The sequence below is a fragment of the Rhizobium zaerense genome, assembly GCF_051810725.1.
Taxonomy (GTDB): Bacteria; Pseudomonadota; Alphaproteobacteria; order Rhizobiales; family Rhizobiaceae; genus Rhizobium; species Rhizobium leguminosarum_I.
Genome location: NZ_CM132690.1, coordinates 4,633,827 through 4,654,138, shown reverse-complemented (window position 1 = coordinate 4,654,138; position 20,312 = coordinate 4,633,827). Strand labels below are relative to the sequence as shown.

12 protein-coding genes, 1 tRNA gene and 1 pseudogene are annotated in these 20,312 nt (G+C 59.5%); 12 read left to right on the top strand and 2 right to left on the bottom strand.

Annotation, left to right across the window (positions count from 1 at the left end; translation table 11 throughout):
• The first annotated feature begins 185 nt into the window (after nt 1-185).
• The 5 genes from ACS4RR_RS23020 to ACS4RR_RS23000 all read left to right on the top strand — a co-directional run bounded on the left by ACS4RR_RS23020 (nt 186) and on the right by ACS4RR_RS23000 (nt 10,709).
• Complete coding sequence (locus ACS4RR_RS23020; RefSeq protein WP_164576245.1) at nt 186-635, top strand: phasin; 450 nt, start codon at nt 186-188, stop codon at nt 633-635.
• A gap of 131 nt (nt 636-766) precedes the next feature.
• Nucleotides 767-843 (top strand) — tRNA-His (locus ACS4RR_RS23015).
• 675 nt (nt 844-1,518) lie between these two features.
• Nucleotides 1,519-9,828 (top strand): M10 family metallopeptidase C-terminal domain-containing protein, encoded by an 8,310-nt coding sequence (locus ACS4RR_RS23010; protein ID WP_456189453.1) that lies wholly within the window; start codon nt 1,519-1,521, stop codon nt 9,826-9,828.
• A 233-nt stretch (nt 9,829-10,061) separates the two neighbouring features.
• Nucleotides 10,062-10,499, top strand: a complete 438-nt coding sequence (locus ACS4RR_RS23005; protein ID WP_260110112.1) for a DUF4174 domain-containing protein — start codon at nt 10,062-10,064, stop codon at nt 10,497-10,499.
• Between the two features lie 42 nt (nt 10,500-10,541).
• On the top strand, nt 10,542-10,709 hold the full coding sequence (locus ACS4RR_RS23000; RefSeq protein WP_017967102.1) for a hypothetical protein: 168 nt from the start codon (nt 10,542-10,544) through the stop codon (nt 10,707-10,709).
• Here the strand turns inward: ACS4RR_RS23000 and ACS4RR_RS22995 are convergent.
• On the bottom strand, nt 10,706-11,587 hold the full coding sequence (locus tag ACS4RR_RS22995; protein WP_162119475.1) for a LysR family transcriptional regulator: 882 nt from the start codon (nt 11,585-11,587) through the stop codon (nt 10,706-10,708). The genes ACS4RR_RS23000 and ACS4RR_RS22995 overlap by 4 nt on opposite strands.
• Nucleotides 11,584-11,898, bottom strand: coding sequence for a putative quinol monooxygenase (locus ACS4RR_RS22990; protein WP_260110113.1), 315 nt, complete (start codon nt 11,896-11,898; stop codon nt 11,584-11,586). The genes ACS4RR_RS22995 and ACS4RR_RS22990 overlap by 4 nt, the downstream gene beginning before the upstream one ends.
• 180 nt (nt 11,899-12,078) lie before the next feature.
• On the opposite strand from ACS4RR_RS22990, the gene ACS4RR_RS22985 reads away from it, so the two are divergent.
• The 7 genes and pseudogenes from ACS4RR_RS22985 to ACS4RR_RS22955 all read left to right on the top strand — a co-directional run bounded on the left by ACS4RR_RS22985 (nt 12,079) and on the right by ACS4RR_RS22955 (nt 20,290).
• Nucleotides 12,079-13,575 (top strand): CoA-acylating methylmalonate-semialdehyde dehydrogenase, encoded by a 1,497-nt coding sequence (locus ACS4RR_RS22985; RefSeq protein ID WP_260110114.1) that lies wholly within the window; start codon nt 12,079-12,081, stop codon nt 13,573-13,575.
• A gap of 342 nt (nt 13,576-13,917) precedes the next feature.
• Nucleotides 13,918-14,400, top strand: coding sequence for an iron-responsive transcriptional regulator RirA (gene rirA, locus ACS4RR_RS22980; RefSeq protein WP_260110115.1), 483 nt, complete (start codon nt 13,918-13,920; stop codon nt 14,398-14,400).
• A 337-nt stretch (nt 14,401-14,737) separates the two neighbouring features.
• On the top strand, nt 14,738-16,333 hold the full coding sequence (locus ACS4RR_RS22975; RefSeq protein ID WP_017967108.1) for an ABC transporter substrate-binding protein: 1,596 nt from the start codon (nt 14,738-14,740) through the stop codon (nt 16,331-16,333).
• 81 nt (nt 16,334-16,414) lie between these two features.
• Nucleotides 16,415-17,424 (top strand): annotated as a pseudogene (locus ACS4RR_RS22970) (ABC transporter permease subunit).
• A 9-nt stretch (nt 17,425-17,433) separates the two neighbouring features.
• A complete protein-coding gene (locus tag ACS4RR_RS22965; protein WP_017967110.1) occupies nt 17,434-18,324 on the top strand; it encodes an ABC transporter permease subunit in 891 nt (296 codons plus the stop codon).
• Entirely contained in the window at nt 18,324-19,340 is a 1,017-nt protein-coding gene (locus ACS4RR_RS22960; RefSeq protein ID WP_162119480.1) for an ABC transporter ATP-binding protein, read from the top strand. The genes ACS4RR_RS22965 and ACS4RR_RS22960 overlap by 1 nt, the downstream gene beginning before the upstream one ends.
• Entirely contained in the window at nt 19,337-20,290 is a 954-nt protein-coding gene (locus tag ACS4RR_RS22955; protein WP_260110117.1) for a peptide ABC transporter ATP-binding protein, read from the top strand. The genes ACS4RR_RS22960 and ACS4RR_RS22955 overlap by 4 nt, the downstream gene beginning before the upstream one ends.
• Nucleotides 20,291-20,312 lie beyond the last annotated feature (22 nt).

The following is a 20,312-nucleotide window of genomic DNA, read 5'->3' as shown; positions in this document are numbered from 1 at the left end:
TAAATTAACGGCTTATTAATAACTGCGGGGCGCATGCCGGTCCAGCAGAGGAGGGGGTTTTCGGCCGGAAAGGTTAACGTCTTGTGCGTTGCACAATAATTGTTGCAATGCACAATGAATTGTCTTATATAAGCATCATCCAACTACCGCAGGCAGCGACTGCCTCAGCCCAAAGGATGCGACCCATGGCTACCATAAAGACCGATGACGTTTTTTCAATCGCTTCTTTCGACCCGTCGAAGTTCACGGAATCCTTCCGTGAATTCGCCGAAAAGGGCGCCCAGCAGTCGAAGGACGCCTATGCTAAGCTGAAGACCGCAGGCGAGGAAGCCGGCAAGACGCTCGAAGCCACCGTCCAGACGGCACAGGCCGGCACAGTCGAGATCGGCCTGAAGGCGATCGACGCTCTGCGTGTCAACGCCGAGAGCTCGATCTCGCACCTGGAAGCACTGCTCGGCGTCAAGTCTCCTGCCGAATTTTTCGAACTGCAGACCTCGTTCCTGCGCAAGCAGGCCGAGCTGGCTGTCGAACAGGCGAAGTCGATGCAGGAAACCACCAAGCAGGTTGCCGAAAAGCTCGCAAAGCCTACCAAGGACGCCGCCGAAAAGGCCATGGCCTCCTTCAAGGTTGCCTGATCGGTCTTTATCGACCAGAAACAAAAAGGCTGGACCTCGCGTCCGGCCTTTTTGTATATTGACGAGGAATGGGGCTTGAATTCGTCGCCAAGTCCTCGTATGTGACCCCCATCGCGCCAAGCGCGATTTATGCGGTTGTAGCTCAGTTGGTTAGAGCGCAGGTTTGTGGCACCTGAGGTCGGAGGTTCGAGACCCCCCAACCGTACCATCTCCCCACACCAACTCCCTATCAGGCGAATCGTTTTAGCCAATGCCATTTCGACCAAAATTATCGGTATAGACGCTTAACTGTCTGACGATCCTGCATCGATGTGGCAGTGTTTGCCAAAAGCGCGAACTTTCACGTGTGGAATAGCCTACGAAGTGTGCCCATGACCAATCCCATGGCGCGGCGCCCTGAAGAGCACCTACATTTTTTTGCCACAGAAAGTCGAACATTTGTCCGTATGCGCTATACTGCTGTGTGAGCTGCGTGTGCGGCACGCAGCAGCAGCAAGGTCCGCAATGCGACAACTCGCCACTCGATACGGAACGATCCGCCCAGGCGGAGACATCGCTCGGCGGGCGCCAAAACATCCGGACCTTGCTTTCCCGATCTCACCGAGCGTGGAAACTTATTAAATTTCAGCAGATGGCTGTAACGCCAATTTAAGTGCCGTCATGCCAGCAATTGCGGAGGTTCGGACAGGCTGAGCACAGGATCCCTGGAATAGCTTCTAGCCTTTGATCGAGTTTGCGGACGAAGGGCTTCATAAGCGTTGGTTACTAAGATCAAAAACTTTCCTGAAGCGAAATAAAGCTTTTGGTTGAAATTTCCTCTGGTTTGGGGCAGAGGGAAACTGGCATTAGGCACGGCCGAACGGAATAGGCAAACGGATATTTTATGACGAATCTTATTACTTCGACAAAGGACGTCAGCTCGACTGGGGATGAGAAAGTTGACGGGCTCTTCAGTGGCACTGCCTGGGACGGAACGATAACCTATGCGTTTCCTACCACCTCGTCATCTTATGCCTATAGCGGCGAGAAAGACTATTCTTTCTCTTCAATTTCGACGCAGCAGCAGTCTTATGCTTTGTACTTTATGGAGCAGTCCTACGGGAGTGCGGCAAATGACGGCTTCTCCGTCGAGGGGTTTACGAACGCCAACTTTGAGGCCGGAAGCGCTGGCACCGCAACGGTGCGGTTCGCTCAATCGTGGCTACCTCCGACGGCATGGGCCTATACCCCAAATATCGGCGGCAGCGGCGGCGATGTTTGGTTCGGCACGGAATATGCTGGCACCGAAGATGATTATCGCTTGCCGAGGTTCGGCAACTACGCGGGCCATTCCTTGGCACACGAACTGGGTCACGCTCTCGGACTGAAACATGCTCAGGAAGGGTATAATCTCAATCCGACAGTCGTTCCGAGCGCCTACGACTCGCTCGAATATACGATCATGACCTACCGCACATATGTCGGAGACAATGGGAATGGGTACACGTATGAGCATGACGGCGCGCCGCAAACCTTCATGATGCTCGACATCGCCGCCCTGCAGGAAATGTATGGTGCGGACTATACGACGAACAGTGACAATACCGTCTACAAGTGGAATCCGAACCAGGGCATCACCTATGTCAACGGCGTTGCGGCCATCACACCCGCCGCCAACCGCATCTTCGCGACAATCTGGGACGGCGGCGGTATCGATACCTATGATTTGAGCGCTTATACCACCGCCCTCAAGATCGACCTGCGAGCAGGGGGCTACTCGGTCTTTTCCCAGGGCCAGTTGGCCGACCTGGGAGGAGGTCCGAATAATGGTTATGCCCGCGGCAACATTTTCAACGCCCTGCTTTATCAGGACAATGTTGCATCGTTGATCGAGAACGTTAAGGCCGGCTCCGGCAACGATACGGTTACGGGGAACGAAGCGGACAATACGCTCTGGGGCAACGCCGGAAATGATTCCCTGACCGGCGATTCCGGTAATGATACGCTCGACGGCGGGACCGGAATCGACAAGCTGTCGGGCGGGGTGGGCGACGACATCTACATCGTCGACAATGCCAGCGACACCGTGATTGAGAATGCCAATGAGGGGACGGATACGGTCCGGACGACGCTTTCTTATACACTCAGCGCTAACGTCGAAAACCTGACCTACACCGGCACCACCACGTTCATCGGTGAAGGCAATGCGGCGGCCAATGTGATCACCGGCGGGACGGGATCTGATTGGCTTGATGGGGAGGCCGGCGACGACACGCTGATCGGTGGTGCGGGCGACGATACCTATGAGGTCGATAGTCTCGGCGACGTCGTGGTCGAGGCGGCCGACGGCGGCACTGACAAGATCCGGACCGATCTTGCTGCCTATTCGCTTGCGGACATCGCCAATGTCGAGAATCTATCCTTCGTAGGTAACGGCAATTTTACCGGTACCGGTAATAGCCTCGACAACATAATCACTGGTGGGTTAGGCGACGATACGCTCTCCGGTGGGGCAGGCAACGATACTCTGAATGGTAAGTGGGGAAATGACTCGCTTGCCGGTGGGACCGGCAACGATATTTATGTCGTGTACGATGCCGGCGACACTATCATTGAAAACGCCGACGAGGGCATCGACACGGTTCAGACGTATGCGGCGAGCTACACACTGAGCGCCAACGTCGAGAACCTCACTACCGTTAGCGGGACTGCATTTGCCGGCACTGGCAATACCCTCAACAACACGATCACCGGCGGCGCGGCCATCGATATTTTGTCGGGCGGTGCCGGTGATGATACCCTGAATGGCGGGGCTGGCGCCGACACGCTGATCGGCGGGACGGGCAACGACACTTACATCGTTGATAACACGTCCGACGTCGTCACCGAAAACGCTGATGAGGGCATCGATACGGTGCAAACGGCGCTGGCAAGCTATACTCTTGCCGCCAATGTCGACAATCTCACCTATAGCGGCACGGCAGCCTTTGCCGGGACAGGCAATGACCTTGCCAACACGATCCGGGGTGCGGCAGGTGCCGACACGCTGGACGGAAAGGCTGGAGCAGACATACTGATCGGCGGAGCGGGCGATGACACTTATGTTGTCGATAACCTTGCCGACGTCGTCACTGAAAGGCCGAATGAAGGAGCCGATCTGATCAAGACGGCGCTTTCACTCTATACGCTCGGCAACAATGTCGAGAACCTGCTCTATACGGGATCCGCCAGCTTCACCGGTACCGGCAATGCGCTCGTCAATACGATCACCGGCGGCGCCGGCAACGACACGCTGGACGGCGGCGCCGGTAATGACACGCTTGACGGCGGTACCGGCAACGACATCTATGTGGTCGACAGTGCGGGCGACGTGATCAAGGAGGCGGTCAGTGCCGGCACCGACGAAATCCGCACGGCGCTTGCAGCCTACTCGATCGCCGCCTTGGTCAATGTCGAGAACCTGACCTACACCGGGTCCGCCAACTTCACCGGCACCGGCAATGCGCTTGATAACACGATCACCGGCGGCGCCGGCAACGACACGCTTGATGGCGGGGTCGGTGCGGACAGCTTGATCGGCGGAGAGGGCGACGACACCTACATCGTCGACAATGCCGGCGACATCGTCACCGAAGCCGCCGACGAGGGGATCGATACGGTTCGCACGACATTGGCGAGCTATACGCTTGGCAGCGATTTCGAGAACCTCACCTATACCGGCACGGTAGCCTTTACCGGCACCGGCAATGGCCTTGCCAACACGATCCGGGGCGCGGCAGGTGCCGATATCCTGGACGGAAACGCCGGAGCAGACATACTGATCGGCGCAGCCGGCAACGACACCTATATTGTCGATGATGTTGGCGACGTGGTCACCGAAGGGCTGAATGCAGGAACCGATCTGATCAAGACGGCGCTTTCACTCTATACGCTCGCCAGCAATGTCGAGAACCTGCTCTATACGGGATCCGCCAGCTTCACCGGTACCGGCAATACGCTTGCCAACGCAATCACCGGCGGCGCCGGCAACGACACGCTGGACGGCGGCGCCGGCAATGACACGCTTGACGGCGGTGCTGGCAACGACATCTATGTGGTCGACAGTGCGAGCGACGTGATCAAGGACAGCGCCGGCACCGACGAAATCCGCACGGCGCTTGCAGCCTACTCGATCGCCGCCTTGGTCAATGTCGAGAACCTCACCTACACCGGGTCCGCCAGCTTCACCGGCACCGGCAATGCGCTTGATAACACGATCACTGGCGGTATCGGCAACGATACGCTGAATGGTGGAACTGGCGCCGACACCTTGATTGGCGGTGAGGGCAGCGACACCTATATCGTCGACAATGCCGGCGACCTCGTCACCGAAGCCGCCGACGAGGGGATCGATACGGTTCGCACGACTCTGACAAGCTATACGCTTGGCAGTGATGTCGAGAACCTCACCTATATCGGCACGGTAGCCTTCGTCGGAACAGGCAATAGTCTCGACAATACGATCACGGGTGGCGCTGCAATCGATACGCTTTCCGGCGGTGTCGGCAACGATACGCTGAATGGTGGGGCCGGGGCAGACCGTTTGATCGGCGGGGCGGGTGGCGACATCTATATCGTCGACAATGCCGGCGACCTGGTCACCGAGGCGATCAATGAGGGGATCGACACGGTTCGAACGACCCTTGCCGCCCACACATTGGCGGCCAATGTCGAGAACCTCACCTACATCGGAACGGCAGCCTTTACCGGGGCGGGCAATCTGCTCGACAACATTATCATCGGTGGTGTTGCTGCCGACAAGCTGATGGGGGCAGGCGGCAACGACACTTTGATCGGCGGGGCTGGTGCCGACACGATGTTGGGCGGGATTGGCGACGACGTCTACGTCGTCGACATTGCGACCGATCTGGTGATCGAGAACGCGAACGAGGGGACGGACACGGTCCGGACGGCGCTTGTCGGCTATACGCTCGGCAACAATGTCGAGAACCTGACCTATACGGGATCCGCCAACTTCACCGGCGCCGGCAATGCGCTCGCCAACACGATCACCGGCGGCGCCGGCAACGACACGCTGAATGGCGCGGCAGGTGCGGACACTTTGATCGGCGGTGCCGGCAACGACACCTACATCGTCGACAATGCCGGCGACATCGTCACCGAAGCGGCCAATGAGGGGATCGACACGGTTCGCACGAACCTGGCGAGCTATACGCTTGCCGCCAATGTCGAGAACCTGAGCTTTGCCGGGATAGGAACTTTCGCTGGTACCGGCAACAATCTCGACAACACGATCACGGGTGGCGCTGCCACCGACACGCTTTCCGGCGGCGCCGGCAACGACACGCTTGATGGCGGGGTCGGTGCGGACAGCTTGATCGGCGGAGAGGGCGACGACACCTACATCGTCGACAATGCCGGCGACATCGTCACCGAAGCCGCCGACGAGGGAAGCGACACGGTTCGCACGACATTGGCGAACTATACGCTTGGCAGCGATTTCGAGAACCTCACCTATACCGGCACGGTAGCCTTTACCGGCACAGGCAATGACCTTGCCAACACGATCCGGGGCGCGGCAGGTGCCGATATCCTGGACGGAAACGCCGGAGCAGACATACTGATCGGCGCAGCCGGCAACGACACCTATATTGTCGATGATGTTGGCGACGTGGTCACCGAAGGGCTGAATGCAGGAACCGATCTGATCAAGACGGCGCTTTCACTCTATACGCTCGCCAGCAATGTCGAGAACCTGCTCTATATGGGATCCGCCAGCTTCACCGGTACCGGCAATACGCTTGCCAACGCAATCACCGGCGGCGCCGGCAACGACACGCTGGACGGCGGCGCCGGCAATGACACGCTTGACGGCGGTGCTGGCAACGACATCTATGTGGTCGACAGTGCGAGCGACGTGATCAAGGACAGCGCCGGCACCGACGAAATCCGCACGGCGCTTGCAGCCTACTCGATCGCCGCCTTGGTCAATGTCGAGAACCTCACCTACACCGGGTCCGCCAGCTTCACCGGCACCGGCAATGCGCTTGATAACACGATCACTGGCGGTATCGGCAACGATACGCTGAATGGTGGAACTGGCGCCGACACCTTGATTGGCGGTGAGGGCAGCGACACCTATATCGTCGACAATGCCGGCGACCTCGTCACCGAAGCCGCCGACGAGGGGATCGATACGGTTCGCACGACTCTGACAAGCTATACGCTTGGCAGTGATGTCGAGAACCTCACCTATATCGGCACGGTAGCCTTCGTCGGAACAGGCAATAGTCTCGACAATACGATCACGGGTGGCGCTGCAATCGATACGCTTTCCGGCGGTGTCGGCAACGATACGCTGAATGGTGGGGCCGGGGCAGACCGTTTGATCGGCGGGGCGGGTGGCGACATCTATATCGTCGACAATGCCGGCGACCTGGTCACCGAGGCGATCAATGAGGGGATCGACACGGTTCGAACGACCCTTGCCGCCCACACATTGGCGGCCAATGTCGAGAACCTCACCTACATCGGAACGGCAGCCTTTACCGGGGCGGGCAATCTGCTCGACAACATTATCATCGGTGGTGTTGCTGCCGACAAGCTGATGGGGGCAGGCGGCAACGACACTTTGATCGGCGGGGCTGGTGCCGACACGATGTTGGGCGGGATTGGCGACGACGTCTACGTCGTCGACATTGCGACCGATCTGGTGATCGAGAACGCGAACGAGGGGACGGACACGGTCCGGACGGCGCTTGTCGGCTATACGCTCGGCAACAATGTCGAGAACCTGACCTATACGGGATCCGCCAACTTCACCGGCGCCGGCAATGCGCTCGCCAACACGATCACCGGCGGCGCCGGCAACGACACGCTGAATGGCGCGGCAGGTGCGGACACTTTGATCGGCGGTGCCGGCAACGACACCTACATCGTCGACAATGCCGGCGACATCGTCACCGAAGCGGCCAATGAGGGGATCGACACGGTTCGCACGAACCTGGCGAGCTATACGCTTGCCGCCAATGTCGAGAACCTGAGCTTTGCCGGGATAGGAACTTTCGCTGGTACCGGCAACAATCTCGACAACACGATCACGGGTGGCGCTGCCACCGACACGCTTTCCGGCGGCGCCGGCAACGACACGCTTGATGGCGGGGTCGGTGCGGACAGCTTGATCGGCGGAGAGGGCGACGACACCTACATCGTCGACAATGCCGGCGACATCGTCACCGAAGCCGCCGACGAGGGAAGCGACACGGTTCGCACGACATTGGCGAACTATACGCTTGGCAGCGATTTCGAGAACCTCACCTATACCGGCACGGTAGCCTTTACCGGCACAGGCAATGACCTTGCCAACACGATCCGGGGCGCGGCAGGTGCCGATATCCTGGACGGAAACGCCGGAGCAGACATACTGATCGGCGCAGCCGGCAACGACACCTATATTGTCGATGATGTTGGCGACGTGGTCACCGAAGGGCTGAATGCAGGAACCGATCTGATCAAGACGGCGCTTTCACTCTATACGCTCGCCAGCAATGTCGAGAACCTGCTCTATATGGGATCCGCCAGCTTCACCGGTACCGGCAATACGCTTGCCAACGCAATCACCGGCGGCGCCGGCAACGACACGCTGGACGGCGGCGCCGGCAATGACACGCTTGACGGCGGTGCTGGCAACGACATCTATGTGGTCGACAGTGCGAGCGACGTGATCAAGGACAGCGCCGGCACCGACGAAATCCGCACGGCGCTTGCAGCCTACTCGATCGCCGCCTTGGTCAATGTCGAGAACCTCACCTACACCGGGTCCGCCAGCTTCACCGGCACCGGCAATGCGCTTGATAACACGATCACTGGCGGTATCGGCAACGATACGCTGAATGGTGGAACTGGCGCCGACACCTTGATTGGCGGTGAGGGCAGCGACACCTATATCGTCGACAATGCCGGCGACCTCGTCACCGAAGCCGCCGACGAGGGGATCGATACGGTTCGCACGACTCTGACAAGCTATACGCTTGGCAGTGATGTCGAGAACCTCACCTATATCGGCACGGTAGCCTTCGTCGGAACAGGCAATAGTCTCGACAATACGATCACGGGTGGCGCTGCAATCGATACGCTTTCCGGCGGTGTCGGCAACGATACGCTGAATGGTGGGGCCGGGGCAGACCGTTTGATCGGCGGGGCGGGTGGCGACATCTATATCGTCGACAATGCCGGCGACCTGGTCACCGAGGCGATCAATGAGGGGATCGACACGGTTCGAACGACCCTTGCCGCCCACACATTGGCGGCCAATGTCGAGAACCTCACCTACATCGGAACGGCAGCCTTTACCGGGGCGGGCAATCTGCTCGACAACATTATCATCGGTGGTGTTGCTGCCGACAAGCTGATGGGGGCAGGCGGCAACGACACTTTGATCGGCGGGGCTGGTGCCGACACGATGTTGGGCGGGATTGGCGACGACGTCTACGTCGTCGACATTGCGACCGATCTGGTGATCGAGAACGCGAACGAGGGGACGGACACGGTCCGGACGGCGCTTGTCGGCTATACGCTCGGCAACAATGTCGAGAACCTGACCTATACGGGATCCGCCAACTTCACCGGCGCCGGCAATGCGCTCGCCAACACGATCACCGGCGGCGCCGGCAACGATATGCTGAATGGCGCGGCAGGTGCGGACACCTTGATCGGCGGGGCTGGCCACGACACCTACATCGTCGACAATGCCGGCGACATCGTCACCGAAGCCGCCGACGCAGGGACCGACGCGGTTCGCACGAACCTGTCGGCCTACACACTGGGGACCAATGTCGAGAACCTCACCTTTATCGGAACTGGGGCGTTTGCCGGAACAGGGAATGCGCTAAACAACGTTATCATTGGCGGCAGTGGTTCTAATACCCTGACGGGTGGCGCCGGCGACGATATCCTCACTGGTGGAGCAGCAACCGACATCTTCGTTTATTCGGCGAACTGGGGCCATGATACGATCACAAACTTCGTGGCAACCGGCTCCGCACATGACGTGATCTCGATCGATGACAGCATTTTCGCCGACTGGGAATCACTTTTTGCGGCAATCGAGCAGTTCGGGAATGATACAATTATCACAGCCGATTCCGACAACACCATAACGTTAACGAATGTTGCTGTTTCAAGCCTTCAGTCGTGGGACTTCTTGTTTGCGTGATCTTTTCTCGGACCTCGCGGCACCTTGTTTGGCGGGAAGAGGCTAACCGGTAACTGCGTTAATCAATTCCGCTGAGACGGCAGCGCCGCGGCCGGCCTGCATAAGGTTTGCAAAGTGACATCCGGGAGCGCACGTGCAGCGCTCTCGAGTACAGGAACGAAAACCGGGATCCTGTCGATTAGATGGAACCCGTGCCTTCTCGGACCGTTCTCCATGTTAACGGGAGAATATGCATGTCGAAAACCCTTCTCTACGGTGCGACGAAGATCGACGAGACCAACAGCGCTTATGCGCCGGTCGAAAGTCTCGCGCAGTTTCAGTGGAAGAACCGCGTCTTCGTTGTTTTCGCCGACAGGGATAATTCCCGCGCCGCCCGGCAGGAAAATCACCTGCTAGCCGATCGCTCAGCCCTCGATGAGCGTGACCTGGTGGTGCTCAAGGTTTCCGGTGCCGGCGTTCGATCGCTCTTTGGTGCGGCTGACAGCCTCGACGGCGAAGCGATGCGCCGCGATCTCGAGGCGCCGGAGGTGGGCGAATTTGCCGCTTTCCTTCTCGGCAAGGACGGCACCGTGAAGCTCAAGGCCAGCGAGCCAATTACCAATGGCGAGCTCTTCGCTATCATCGATAGCATGCCGATGCGTGCTGCCGAATCGCTGAAGCCAGACAAATAGCCCGAACGTCGCGTAAACTGAAATCATGAAAGGGAGGCGGTCATGTCCGTGCCCAACGAACCCATTCCCGATCAGCCGCCGATGCCGGCGCCCGGTTGGAAGCCAGTGCCTCCAATCAAGGAGCCGGAGCCGGACCGGATGCCCGACGAGGCGCCGGTTCCCAATCCCGATGAGAACGACGAGCCGGCAAAACAGACTTTCGAACCTTAAAGAAAGATGTGCCGTTCGGCGCTGACGAGTTCCTGGAGGAAATCGGCGACGCTCCTGACGCGCATGAGGTCGCGCGCCGTTTCGTGATAGGTCGTCCAGTAGGCGCGGCGGATCGAAATATCAGGCAGGATGCGCTGGAGTTCCGGATACTGCCGAGCGATATAATCGTGCAGGATGCCGATTCCGGCGCCTGATCGTACCGCCTCCGTCTGGCCGATCGCCGTCGAAATTTCGAAGCTTGCATCCCAGCTCCGCATCACCTCGCCGGAGAAATTCAGCGAGGCGGTGAAGATCAGGTCTTCGACGTAACCGATGCGCGGATGCACCTTCAGTGCGTCGATATCCCCTGGCGCGCCCTGAGAGGTGAGGTAGTCGCGTGAGGCATAAAGGCCGAGCGTGTAATCCGTCAGCTTCGAGGAAACGAGCCGGCCCTGGTCCGGCCGCTCCAGCGTGATGGCGATATCCGCCTCGCGCTGCGACAGCGAGAAAGAGCGCGGCACCGGCACGAGCTGGATCTTCAGCGCCGGATGGCGCTCGATCAACCTGCCCATGCGCGGCGCAAGAAAGGAAACACCGAAGCCGTCGGGCGCGCCGACGCGCACCGTCCCGGCAATTGCCGTATCGGTGTGGCCGAGGCTCGCCTGCACGGCCAGCATTTCCGTTTCCATCCGTTCTGCGGATGCCAGGAACACTTCGCCTTCGGCCGTCAGCTCGCAGCCATTCGTCCGGCGGATGAAAAGCCGCGTCTTCAGCGCCTCTTCCAGCGACGTCAGTCGACGTGAGAGCGTGGCGTGATTGAGCCCCAGCCGCTTCGAGGCGGCAAGGATCTGTCCGGTGCGGGCGACGGCGAGGAAAATACGAACATCGTCCCAGTTCATGGCTTGGCACGCATCGCGATCGGATCGACCTCGATCAGCGTCAACGATGTCACCATGTGCGCCGTCTGGTTCTTGTACTTAAGGAAATGCGGTGTTCGCAGATGGGCCTCGTATGCTTCCTGGTCGGCGTAGATTTCAAGAATACGGATCTGGTTCGGGTTGTCCCTGATGGAAACAGCACTCAGGGAAAGGACGCCGTCTTCCAGCGCTAGGGATGCTTCGATTTCTTCCGTGAGCAATGCGCGATAGGTTTCAAGCGTGTCCGGATCGATCTCCAACTCCGCCATTCTGACGATGGGTTTCCGGCTCATCGGTTTGACCTCCCCTTGGGATTTGACTTGTTGGCGCGCGGTGCCAAGTTTGGAAGTAGCCGCAGCGCCCGATGCAATGATAGGGGCTATAATTTACGCACAACGGTTGCTTATATCAGCGCATTGATTTGTGCAAATTGAAGTGCGATTGTCGGCCATCGAAAAACAGGAGGAACACCCATGCGTGAGATCGGTCATTTCATCGGCGGCAAGCAGGTTGCCGGCACCAGCGGCCGCGTAAGCAACGTCTACAATCCGACAACAGGCGAAGTACAGGCGACGGTCGCACTCGCAAGCGTCGAGGAACTGCGCGCTGCCGTCGAAAACGCCAAGGCTGCACAGCCGAAATGGGCTGCCACCAATCCGCAGCGCCGTGCCCGCGTCTTCTTCAAGTTCGTCGAACTCCTGAACAAGCACATGGACGAGCTTGCCGAAATCCTTTCCAAGGAGCACGGCAAGACCATCGAGGATGCCAAGGGCGACGTCATTCGCGGCCTCGAAGTCTGCGAATTCGTCTGCGGCATTCCCCATCTCGCCAAGGGCGAGTTCACCGAGGGCGCCGGGCCTGCGATCGACATGTATTCGATCCGCCAGCCGGTCGGCATCGGCGCCGGCATTACCCCCTTCAATTTCCCGGGCATGATCCCGATGTGGATGTTTGCGCCGGCGATCGCCTGTGGCAACGCCTTTATCCTGAAGCCCTCCGAGCGTGATCCTTCCCTGCCGATCCGCCTCGCCGAACTGATGATCGAGGCCGGCCTGCCCTCCGGCATCCTCAACGTCGTCAATGGCGACAAGGGTGCGGTCGACGCGATCCTCACCGATCCCGATATCGGCGCCGTCTCCTTCGTCGGCTCAACGCCGATCGCCCGCTACGTCTATGGCACCGCGGCGATGAACGGCAAGCGCGCCCAGTGCTTCGGCGGCGCCAAGAACCACATGATCATCATGCCGGATGCAGACCTGGATCAGGCCGTCAACGCCTTGATGGGCGCAGGCTACGGCTCGGCCGGCGAGCGCTGCATGGCGATCTCGGTTGCCGTTCCGGTCGGCGAGGAGACCGCCAACCGCCTCGTCGAGAAGCTGACCCCGAAGATCGAATCCCTGCGCATTGGCCCCTATACCGACGACAAGGCCGACATGGGCCCGCTCGTCACTAAGGAAGCCTATACCCGTGTTCGCGGGTTGATCGATCGCGGCATCGAAGAAGGCGCCAAGCTCGTGGTCGACGGCCGCGATTTCAAGCTCCAGGGCTATGAAGACGGCTATTTCGTCGGCGGCTGCCTGTTCGATCACGTCACGCCGGAGATGGATATCTACAAGACCGAGATCTTCGGACCTGTGCTCTCCGTCGTTCGCGCCAACAACTATGAGGAAGCGCTGTCGTTGCCGATGAAGCACGAATACGGCAACGGCGTTGCGATCTACACCCGCGACGGCGATGCTGCCCGCGACTTTGCCTCGCGTATCAATATCGGCATGATCGGCATCAATGTTCCGATCCCGGTTCCGCTCGCCTATCACTCCTTCGGCGGCTGGAAGGCCTCGAGCTTCGGCGACCTCAACCAGCACGGCACGGATTCAATCAAGTTCTGGACGAAGACCAAGACCGTCACCGCCCGCTGGCCTTCCGGCATCAAGAGCGGCGCGGAATTCGTCATGCCGACGATGAAGTGATCGTCACCACATTCCAATCTGCAATCTGCAATTCGGGGGCCTTTCGGCCCCCGAATTTTTCTTCGTCATGCTGATTGTCGGCGATATCGGTCCGGCATCGAGGATATTCTGAGACAAGGGCGTAGTCTGTTCGCCATCTCCATTCCCCAGTGCCGAGGTCAAACCGATGCGCAAGGCACGCCCGAGCGCAGGCTGGCGATCCTCGATGACGTCGGGATATTGGAGCGGGATTGACGTCGCGGCAAATGGCCTCATAAGCTGAATGCGAATTTCATATTTTGGAATTGTTCAAAACTAGCAAACCGCCTATATAGGTCTGAACAGACGAGTCAGGAGAATGGCATGCGGTTGACGAAGCAGACGAACTATGCGGTTCGCATGTTGATGTATTGTGCTGCCAATGACGGGCACTTGAGCCGGATTCCGGAAATCGCCAGGGCCTATGGCGTTTCCGAGCTCTTTCTTTTCAAGATCCTCCAGCCGCTGAACAAGGCGGGTCTGGTCGAAACCGTGCGCGGTCGCAATGGCGGCGTGCGCTTAGGCAAGCCGGCCGCCGACATTAGTCTTTTCGACGTCGTTCGGGTGACGGAAGACAGCTTCGCGATGGCCGAATGCTTCGAGGATGACGGTGAGGTCGAATGCCCGCTGGTCGACAGTTGCGGTTTGAATTCGGCGCTGCGCAAGGCGCTCAACGCCTTCTTCGCCGTGCTGTCGGAATATTCCATCGACGACCTCGTTAAGGCGCGTCCGCAGATCAATTTCCTTCTCGGCATTACCGGCGAGCCGGCATATCGCAAGCCCGCGATCATTGCCCCCGCCGCCTGATTTAAAGAGCAGAATTTGCTTCTGAACCGCGGTTGCCCTGGCAACCGCGGTTTTTGTTTTTGCGGACGTCTCATCGGCCTCCGAATGCTGGGAAAATGCCCGTTGCATGTCGCGATAGGCGCGCTTTTATACCAAATGCGACAAAATTTCGGTCATTTTTGTCCGAATATTTCCAAATGCGGCTGATTTTTGACTGAAAATTTCTAAAATTGTCCAGCTGGAAAATTTTTCTGCATAGCCCGTTGCTTTCAGTAGATAAATATCGTTCCATCAACCGTCGATCGAGATGCATTCTACGATCTCCAAACATCAAGAAGAACAACCGGGAAACAATATTATGAAAAAGATCTCTGTCCTCCTGGCAGCGACGGCCCTGATTTCCGTCATGGCGACGTCGGCCTGGTCCAAGACCCTTGTTTATTGCTCCGAGGGCTCGCCGGAAGGCTTCGACCCGAGCCTCTATACGGCAGGCACAACCTTCGACGCGTCGTCGCGCACGGTCTATAGCCGCCTCGTCGAATTCAAGCATGGCGGGACCGAGATCGAGCCCGGTCTGGCCGACAGCTGGAGCGTTTCGGCCGACGGCACGGAATACACCTTCAAGCTTCATCCCGGCGTCAAGTACCAGACCACCGACTTCTTCACGCCGACGCGTGATTTCAACGCCGACGACGTCGTGTTCTCCTTCGAGCGCCAGCTGAAGTCCGACAATCCGTGGAACAAGTATGTCGAGGGCGGTTCCTACGAATACGCCGCCGGCATGGGCTTCCCTGAACTGATCAAGTCGATCGCAAAGGTCGACGACCTCACCGTCAAGTTCACGCTCAACCATCCCGAAGCGCCGTTCCTCGCCGACCTCGCCATGGACTTCGCCTCGATCGTCTCCAAGGAATATGCCGACAAGCTCGCCGCCGACGGCAAGATGGCGCAGATGAACCAGCAGCCGCTCGGCACCGGCCCGTTCACCTTCGTCGCCTACCAGCCGGATGCCGTCATCCGCTATAAAGCGAACGAAACCTATTTCAAGGGCAAGGAAAAGATCGACGATCTGGTTTTCGCCATCACCTCTGATGCGGCTGTCCGTGCTCAGAAGCTGAAGGCCGGCGAATGCCATCTGATCCCCTATCCGAATGCAGCCGACGTCTCCGAGCTGAAGAAGGATAACAATCTGACCGTGCTGGAGCAGGCCGGTCTCAATGTCGGCTTCCTCGCCTACAACACGCAGATGGCTCCGTTCGACAAGCCGGAAGTTCGCCGTGCGCTCAACATGGCGATCAACAAGCAGGCGATCATCGACGCCGTCTTCCAGGGTGCTGCCGCCGTTGCCAAGAACCCGATCCCGCCGACGATGTGGTCCTATAACGACGCTGTTCAGGACGACAAGTACGATCCCGATGCTGCCAAGAAGGCTCTCGCCGATGCCGGCGTCAAGGATCTCAGCATGAAGATCTGGGCGATGCCGGTTTCGCGCCCCTATATGCTGAACGCGCGCCGCGCCGCCGAATTGATGCAGGCGGATTTCGCCAAGATCGGTGTCAAGGTCGAGATCGTCACTCATGAATGGGCCGAATATCTGAAGCTCTCCTCCGACGTGAAGCGCGACGGCGCCGTCATCCTCGGCTGGACGGGCGATAACGGTGATCCCGATAACTTCATGGATACGCTGCTCGGCTGCGATGCCGTCGGCGGCAACAACCGTGCTCAGTGGTGCAACAAGGAATATGACGACCTGATGACCAAGGCCAAGCTGACGGCCGATGTCGGCGAGCGTACGAAGGCCTATGAGCAGGCGCAGCTGATCTTCAAGAAGGAAGCTCCCTGGGCGACCCTCGACCACTCGCTCGTCTTCGTTCCGATGAGCAAGAAGGTCTCCGGCTTCCAGATGGACCCGCTCGGCATTCACCGCTTCGACGGCGTCGACGTATCCGAATAACAAGAATAATGTAAGAATGCCCGGCAGAGCTGGGCGCAGCCGGCGGTCAGGGTCTCCTGACCGCCGGAAACTATTGGATACCTGCCATGTTGCGTTTTTTTCATCAGCCGCTTCGCGGTGCTGATCCCGACATTTCTCGGCGTTTCCCTCATTGCCTTCTCGTTCATCCGCATGCTTCCCGGCGATCCCGTCATGCTCCTGTCGGGTGAACGTGTCATGGCGCCGGAGCGTCACGCCCAGATCATGCACGATCTCGGCTTCGACCGGCCCATGTATGTGCAGTATTTCGACTACCTCGTAAAAGTGCTGCACGGCGATCTCGGCACCTCTATCGTCACTAAGCGGCCGGTTCTCGGCGAATTCCTGACCCTGTTTCCGGCAACGCTGGAGCTTTCGCTCTGTGCCATCATCATTGCGGTCTGTCTTGGCGTGCCCGCCGGCGTCTTTGCGGCCGTCAAGCGTGGCACGTGGTTCGATCAGAGCGTAATGGGTGTTGCCCTCATCGGTTATTCCATGCCGATCTTCTGGTGGGGTCTGCTGCTCATTATCTTCTTCTCCGGCTATCTCGGCTGGACGCCGGTTTCCGGTCGAATCTCGCTGATGTATTTCTTCAAGCCGGTCACCGGTTTCATGCTGATCGACAGCCTGCTGTCAGGCCAAAAGGGGCTTTCGCCTCCGCCGTCAGCTATCTCATCCTGCCGACCATCGTGCTGGCGACCATTCCGCTTGCCGTCATCGCGCGCCAGACGCGTTCGGCAATGCTCGAGGTTCTGGGCGAGGACTATGTCCGCACCGCGCGCTCGAAGGGCCTGAAGCCGCTGCGCGTTGTCGGCGTGCATGCGCTGCGCAATGCGATGATCCCTGTCATCACCACGATCGGTCTGCAGATCGGCGTTCTTCTTGCCGGCGCCATCCTCACCGAGACGATCTTCTCCTGGCCGGGCATCGGCAAATGGATGGTCGATTCGGTCTTCAAGCGCGATTATGCCGTGGTCCAGGGCGGTCTTCTGCTGATCGCCGGCGTCATCATGCTGGTCAATCTGATTGTTGATGTTCTCTACGGCTTCATCAATCCGCGCATTCGTCATTAGGAGCGGTCCATGAGCACGGTCACCGTCAAAACCGGCCAGCCATCCGCTCTTGCGGATTTCTGGCATTATTTCTCCCGCAACAAGGGCGCCGTCATCGGCCTGGTGGTTTTCATCATCATCCTGATCGTCGCAGTCTTCGCGCCGCTCTTTGCGCCGCATGAGCCGAACGAGCAGAACCGTGCGGTACTGCTCGCCGTGCCATTCTGGATGGAGGGCGGCAGCGCCTCCTTCCCGCTTGGAACGGATGCCGTCGGCCGCGATATCCTCTCGCGCCTGATCTACGGCGCGCGGTTTTCGCTGTTCATCGGCGTCGTCGTCGTCACGCTTTCGGTCATTTCAGGCGTGCTGATCGGCCTCGTCGCCGGATTTTTCCGCGGCAAGGTCGATACGGCGATCATGCGCCTGATGGATATCATCCTGGCCTTCCCGTCACTGCTGCTCGCTCTGGTGCTGGTGGCCGTGCTCGGGCCAGGGCTTACCAATGCGATGATCGCGATTTCGCTGGTCAACCAGCCGCATTTCGTCCGGTTGACGCGCGCCTCGGTCATTTCAGAACGCGAGAAGGAATATGTGATCGCCTCGCGTGTTGCCGGTGCCGGCACCTTCCGGTTGATGTTCAAGACGATCCTGCCGAACTGTCTTGGGCCGCTGATCGTTCAGGCGACGCTCGCCTTCTCGGCGGCGATTCTCGATGCTGCCGCCCTCGGCTTTCTCGGCATGGGCGCTCAGCCGCCGACACCCGAATGGGGGACGATGCTGGCCGAATCCCGTGAGTTCATATCGCGCGCCTGGTGGGTGGTGACATTCCCTGGTCTTGCCATCCTCATCACCGTTCTCGCCATCAATCTGATGGGCGACGGTCTGCGCGACGCACTCGATCCCAAACTGAAGAGGTCGTGATGCCACTCCTCGAGATTGAAAATCTGACTGTCGAATTCCAGACCTCTTCCGGTCTCTTCCGCGCCGTCGACGGCGTATCGCTTGCCTGCGACAAGGGCGAGATCCTGTCGGTCGTCGGCGAATCCGGCTCGGGTAAATCCGTTGCCATGCTGGCCCTCATGGGGCTTCTGCCCTGGACGGCGAAGATCACCGCCGACCGGATGCAGTTCGACGGCAAGGACCTGCGCGACATCTCCGCCCGCCAGCGCCGCAGGATCGTCGGCAAGGATATGGCGATGATCTTCCAGGAGCCGATGTCGAGCCTCAATCCTTGCTTCACGGTCGGTTTCCAGCTCGGCGAGACCCTGCGCGTGCATATGGGCCTCAACCGCAAGGAGCGCCGCCAACGCTCGATCGAGCTCTTGAACCTCGTCGGCATTCCGGCGCCGGAAGAGCGCCTGTCGAACTTCCCGCATCAGATGTCCGGCGGCATGAGCCAGCGCGTCATGATCGCCATGGCGCTCGCCTGCAATCCGAAGCTCTTGATCGCCGACGAGCCGACGACCGCGCTCGACGTGACGATCCAGGCACAGATCCTCGATCTGCTCGTTCGCCTGCAGAAGGAGCAGGGCATGGCGCTGGTGCTGATCACGCACGACATGGGTGTCGTTGCCGAAACCGCCGAACGGGTGCAGGTGCAATATGCCGGCCAGAAGGTCGAGGAACAGCCGGTGAGGGCGCTGTTCCGCGACCCGCATCATCCCTATACCGCAGCCCTGCTCGCAGCGCTGCCCGAGCGCGCCAAGGTCGGCCAGCGTCTTCCCTCGATCGCCGGTGTCGTTCCCGGGCAGCATGGTCGCCCGACAGGCTGTCTCTTTGCGCCGCGCTGCGGCTTTGCCACCGTCGAATGCGACCGTGGCGTGGTCCGCCAGGGACCGGAGCTTGGACTGGCGCTCTGCAACTATCCCTTGAAGGACGGCAAGCCGCTCGGGCATCCCGGCATCATGGCCGTTGAAACCGCAGGAGACCTCGTATGACGAGCGCTGTTCTCGAGGGCAGGGATCTCGCCCGCTTCTACACCGTCGACCGCGGCCTCTTCAAAGCTGATGCCACCGTCAAGGCGCTGAACGGCGTCAGCTTCAGCCTGCATTCCGGCAAGACGCTCGCCGTCGTCGGTGAATCCGGCTGCGGCAAGTCGACGCTCGCTCGCCTGGTCACGATGATCGAGAATCCGACTTCGGGGCAATTGCTGATCGATGGCAAGCCTGCCCATGTCGGCGACCGCAGCCTGCGCAGCCAGGTGCAGATCGTCTTCCAGAACCCCTACGGCTCGCTCAACCCGCGCCAGAAGGTTGGCTCGATCCTCGAAGAGCCGCTGAAGATCAACACCAGTCTCGACGCCGCCGCCCGCCGCCGCAAGGTGGAGGAGATGATGGCCCGCGTCGGCCTGCGTCCGGAGCATTATGGCCGCTATCCCCATATGTTCTCCGGCGGCCAGCGCCAGCGCATCGCCATTGCCCGCGCCCTGATGCTGCGGCCGAAGGTGCTGGTGCTCGACGAGCCGGTTTCGGCGCTCGACCTGTCGATCCAGGCGCAGGTGCTGAACTTGCTCATGGACCTGCAGAAGGAGATGGGTCTTGCCTATCTCTTCATCTCGCACGGCCTCTCCGTCGTCCATCATATCGCCGACGAGGTGATGGTGATGTATCTCGGCCGTCCCGTGGAAACCGGTCCCGCCGCCGAAGTCTTCGCCCGGCCGCGCCATCCCTATACGGCGGCCTTGCTGTCGGCTACGCCGATTGCTGATCCCGATCGTGCGAAGACCCGCATTCGCCTGCAGGGTGAACTGCCTTCGCCGCTGAAGCCGCCGACGGGCTGCCACTTCAATCCGCGCTGCTGGAAGGCGCAGGACTATTGCCGCCAGGTTTCTCCCGAATTAAGTGGAGAAGGCGCACAACAATATGCCTGTCATTTCCCGCTCGACTGAGCGGGGAGATAAGCTGAGGAGC

What these genes read in the sequence shown, in the direction of transcription:
- ACS4RR_RS23020 (WP_164576245.1), top strand. Translation starts at nt 186, where the DNA reads ATGGCTACCATAAAGACCGATGACGTTTTTTCAATCGCTTCTTTCGAC.
- ACS4RR_RS23010 (WP_456189453.1), top strand. Translation starts at nt 1,519, where the DNA reads ATGACGAATCTTATTACTTCGACAAAGGACGTCAGCTCGACTGGGGAT.
- ACS4RR_RS23005 (WP_260110112.1), top strand. Translation starts at nt 10,062, where the DNA reads ATGTCGAAAACCCTTCTCTACGGTGCGACGAAGATCGACGAGACCAAC.
- ACS4RR_RS23000 (WP_017967102.1), top strand. Translation starts at nt 10,542, where the DNA reads ATGTCCGTGCCCAACGAACCCATTCCCGATCAGCCGCCGATGCCGGCG.
- ACS4RR_RS22995 (WP_162119475.1), bottom strand. Translation starts at nt 11,587, where the DNA reads ATGAACTGGGACGATGTTCGTATTTTCCTCGCCGTCGCCCGCACCGGA.
- ACS4RR_RS22990 (WP_260110113.1), bottom strand. Translation starts at nt 11,898, where the DNA reads ATGAGCCGGAAACCCATCGTCAGAATGGCGGAGTTGGAGATCGATCCG.
- ACS4RR_RS22985 (WP_260110114.1), top strand. Translation starts at nt 12,079, where the DNA reads ATGCGTGAGATCGGTCATTTCATCGGCGGCAAGCAGGTTGCCGGCACC.
- rirA (WP_260110115.1), top strand. Translation starts at nt 13,918, where the DNA reads ATGCGGTTGACGAAGCAGACGAACTATGCGGTTCGCATGTTGATGTAT.
- ACS4RR_RS22975 (WP_017967108.1), top strand. Translation starts at nt 14,738, where the DNA reads ATGAAAAAGATCTCTGTCCTCCTGGCAGCGACGGCCCTGATTTCCGTC.
- ACS4RR_RS22965 (WP_017967110.1), top strand. Translation starts at nt 17,434, where the DNA reads ATGAGCACGGTCACCGTCAAAACCGGCCAGCCATCCGCTCTTGCGGAT.
- ACS4RR_RS22960 (WP_162119480.1), top strand. Translation starts at nt 18,324, where the DNA reads ATGCCACTCCTCGAGATTGAAAATCTGACTGTCGAATTCCAGACCTCT.
- ACS4RR_RS22955 (WP_260110117.1), top strand. Translation starts at nt 19,337, where the DNA reads ATGACGAGCGCTGTTCTCGAGGGCAGGGATCTCGCCCGCTTCTACACC.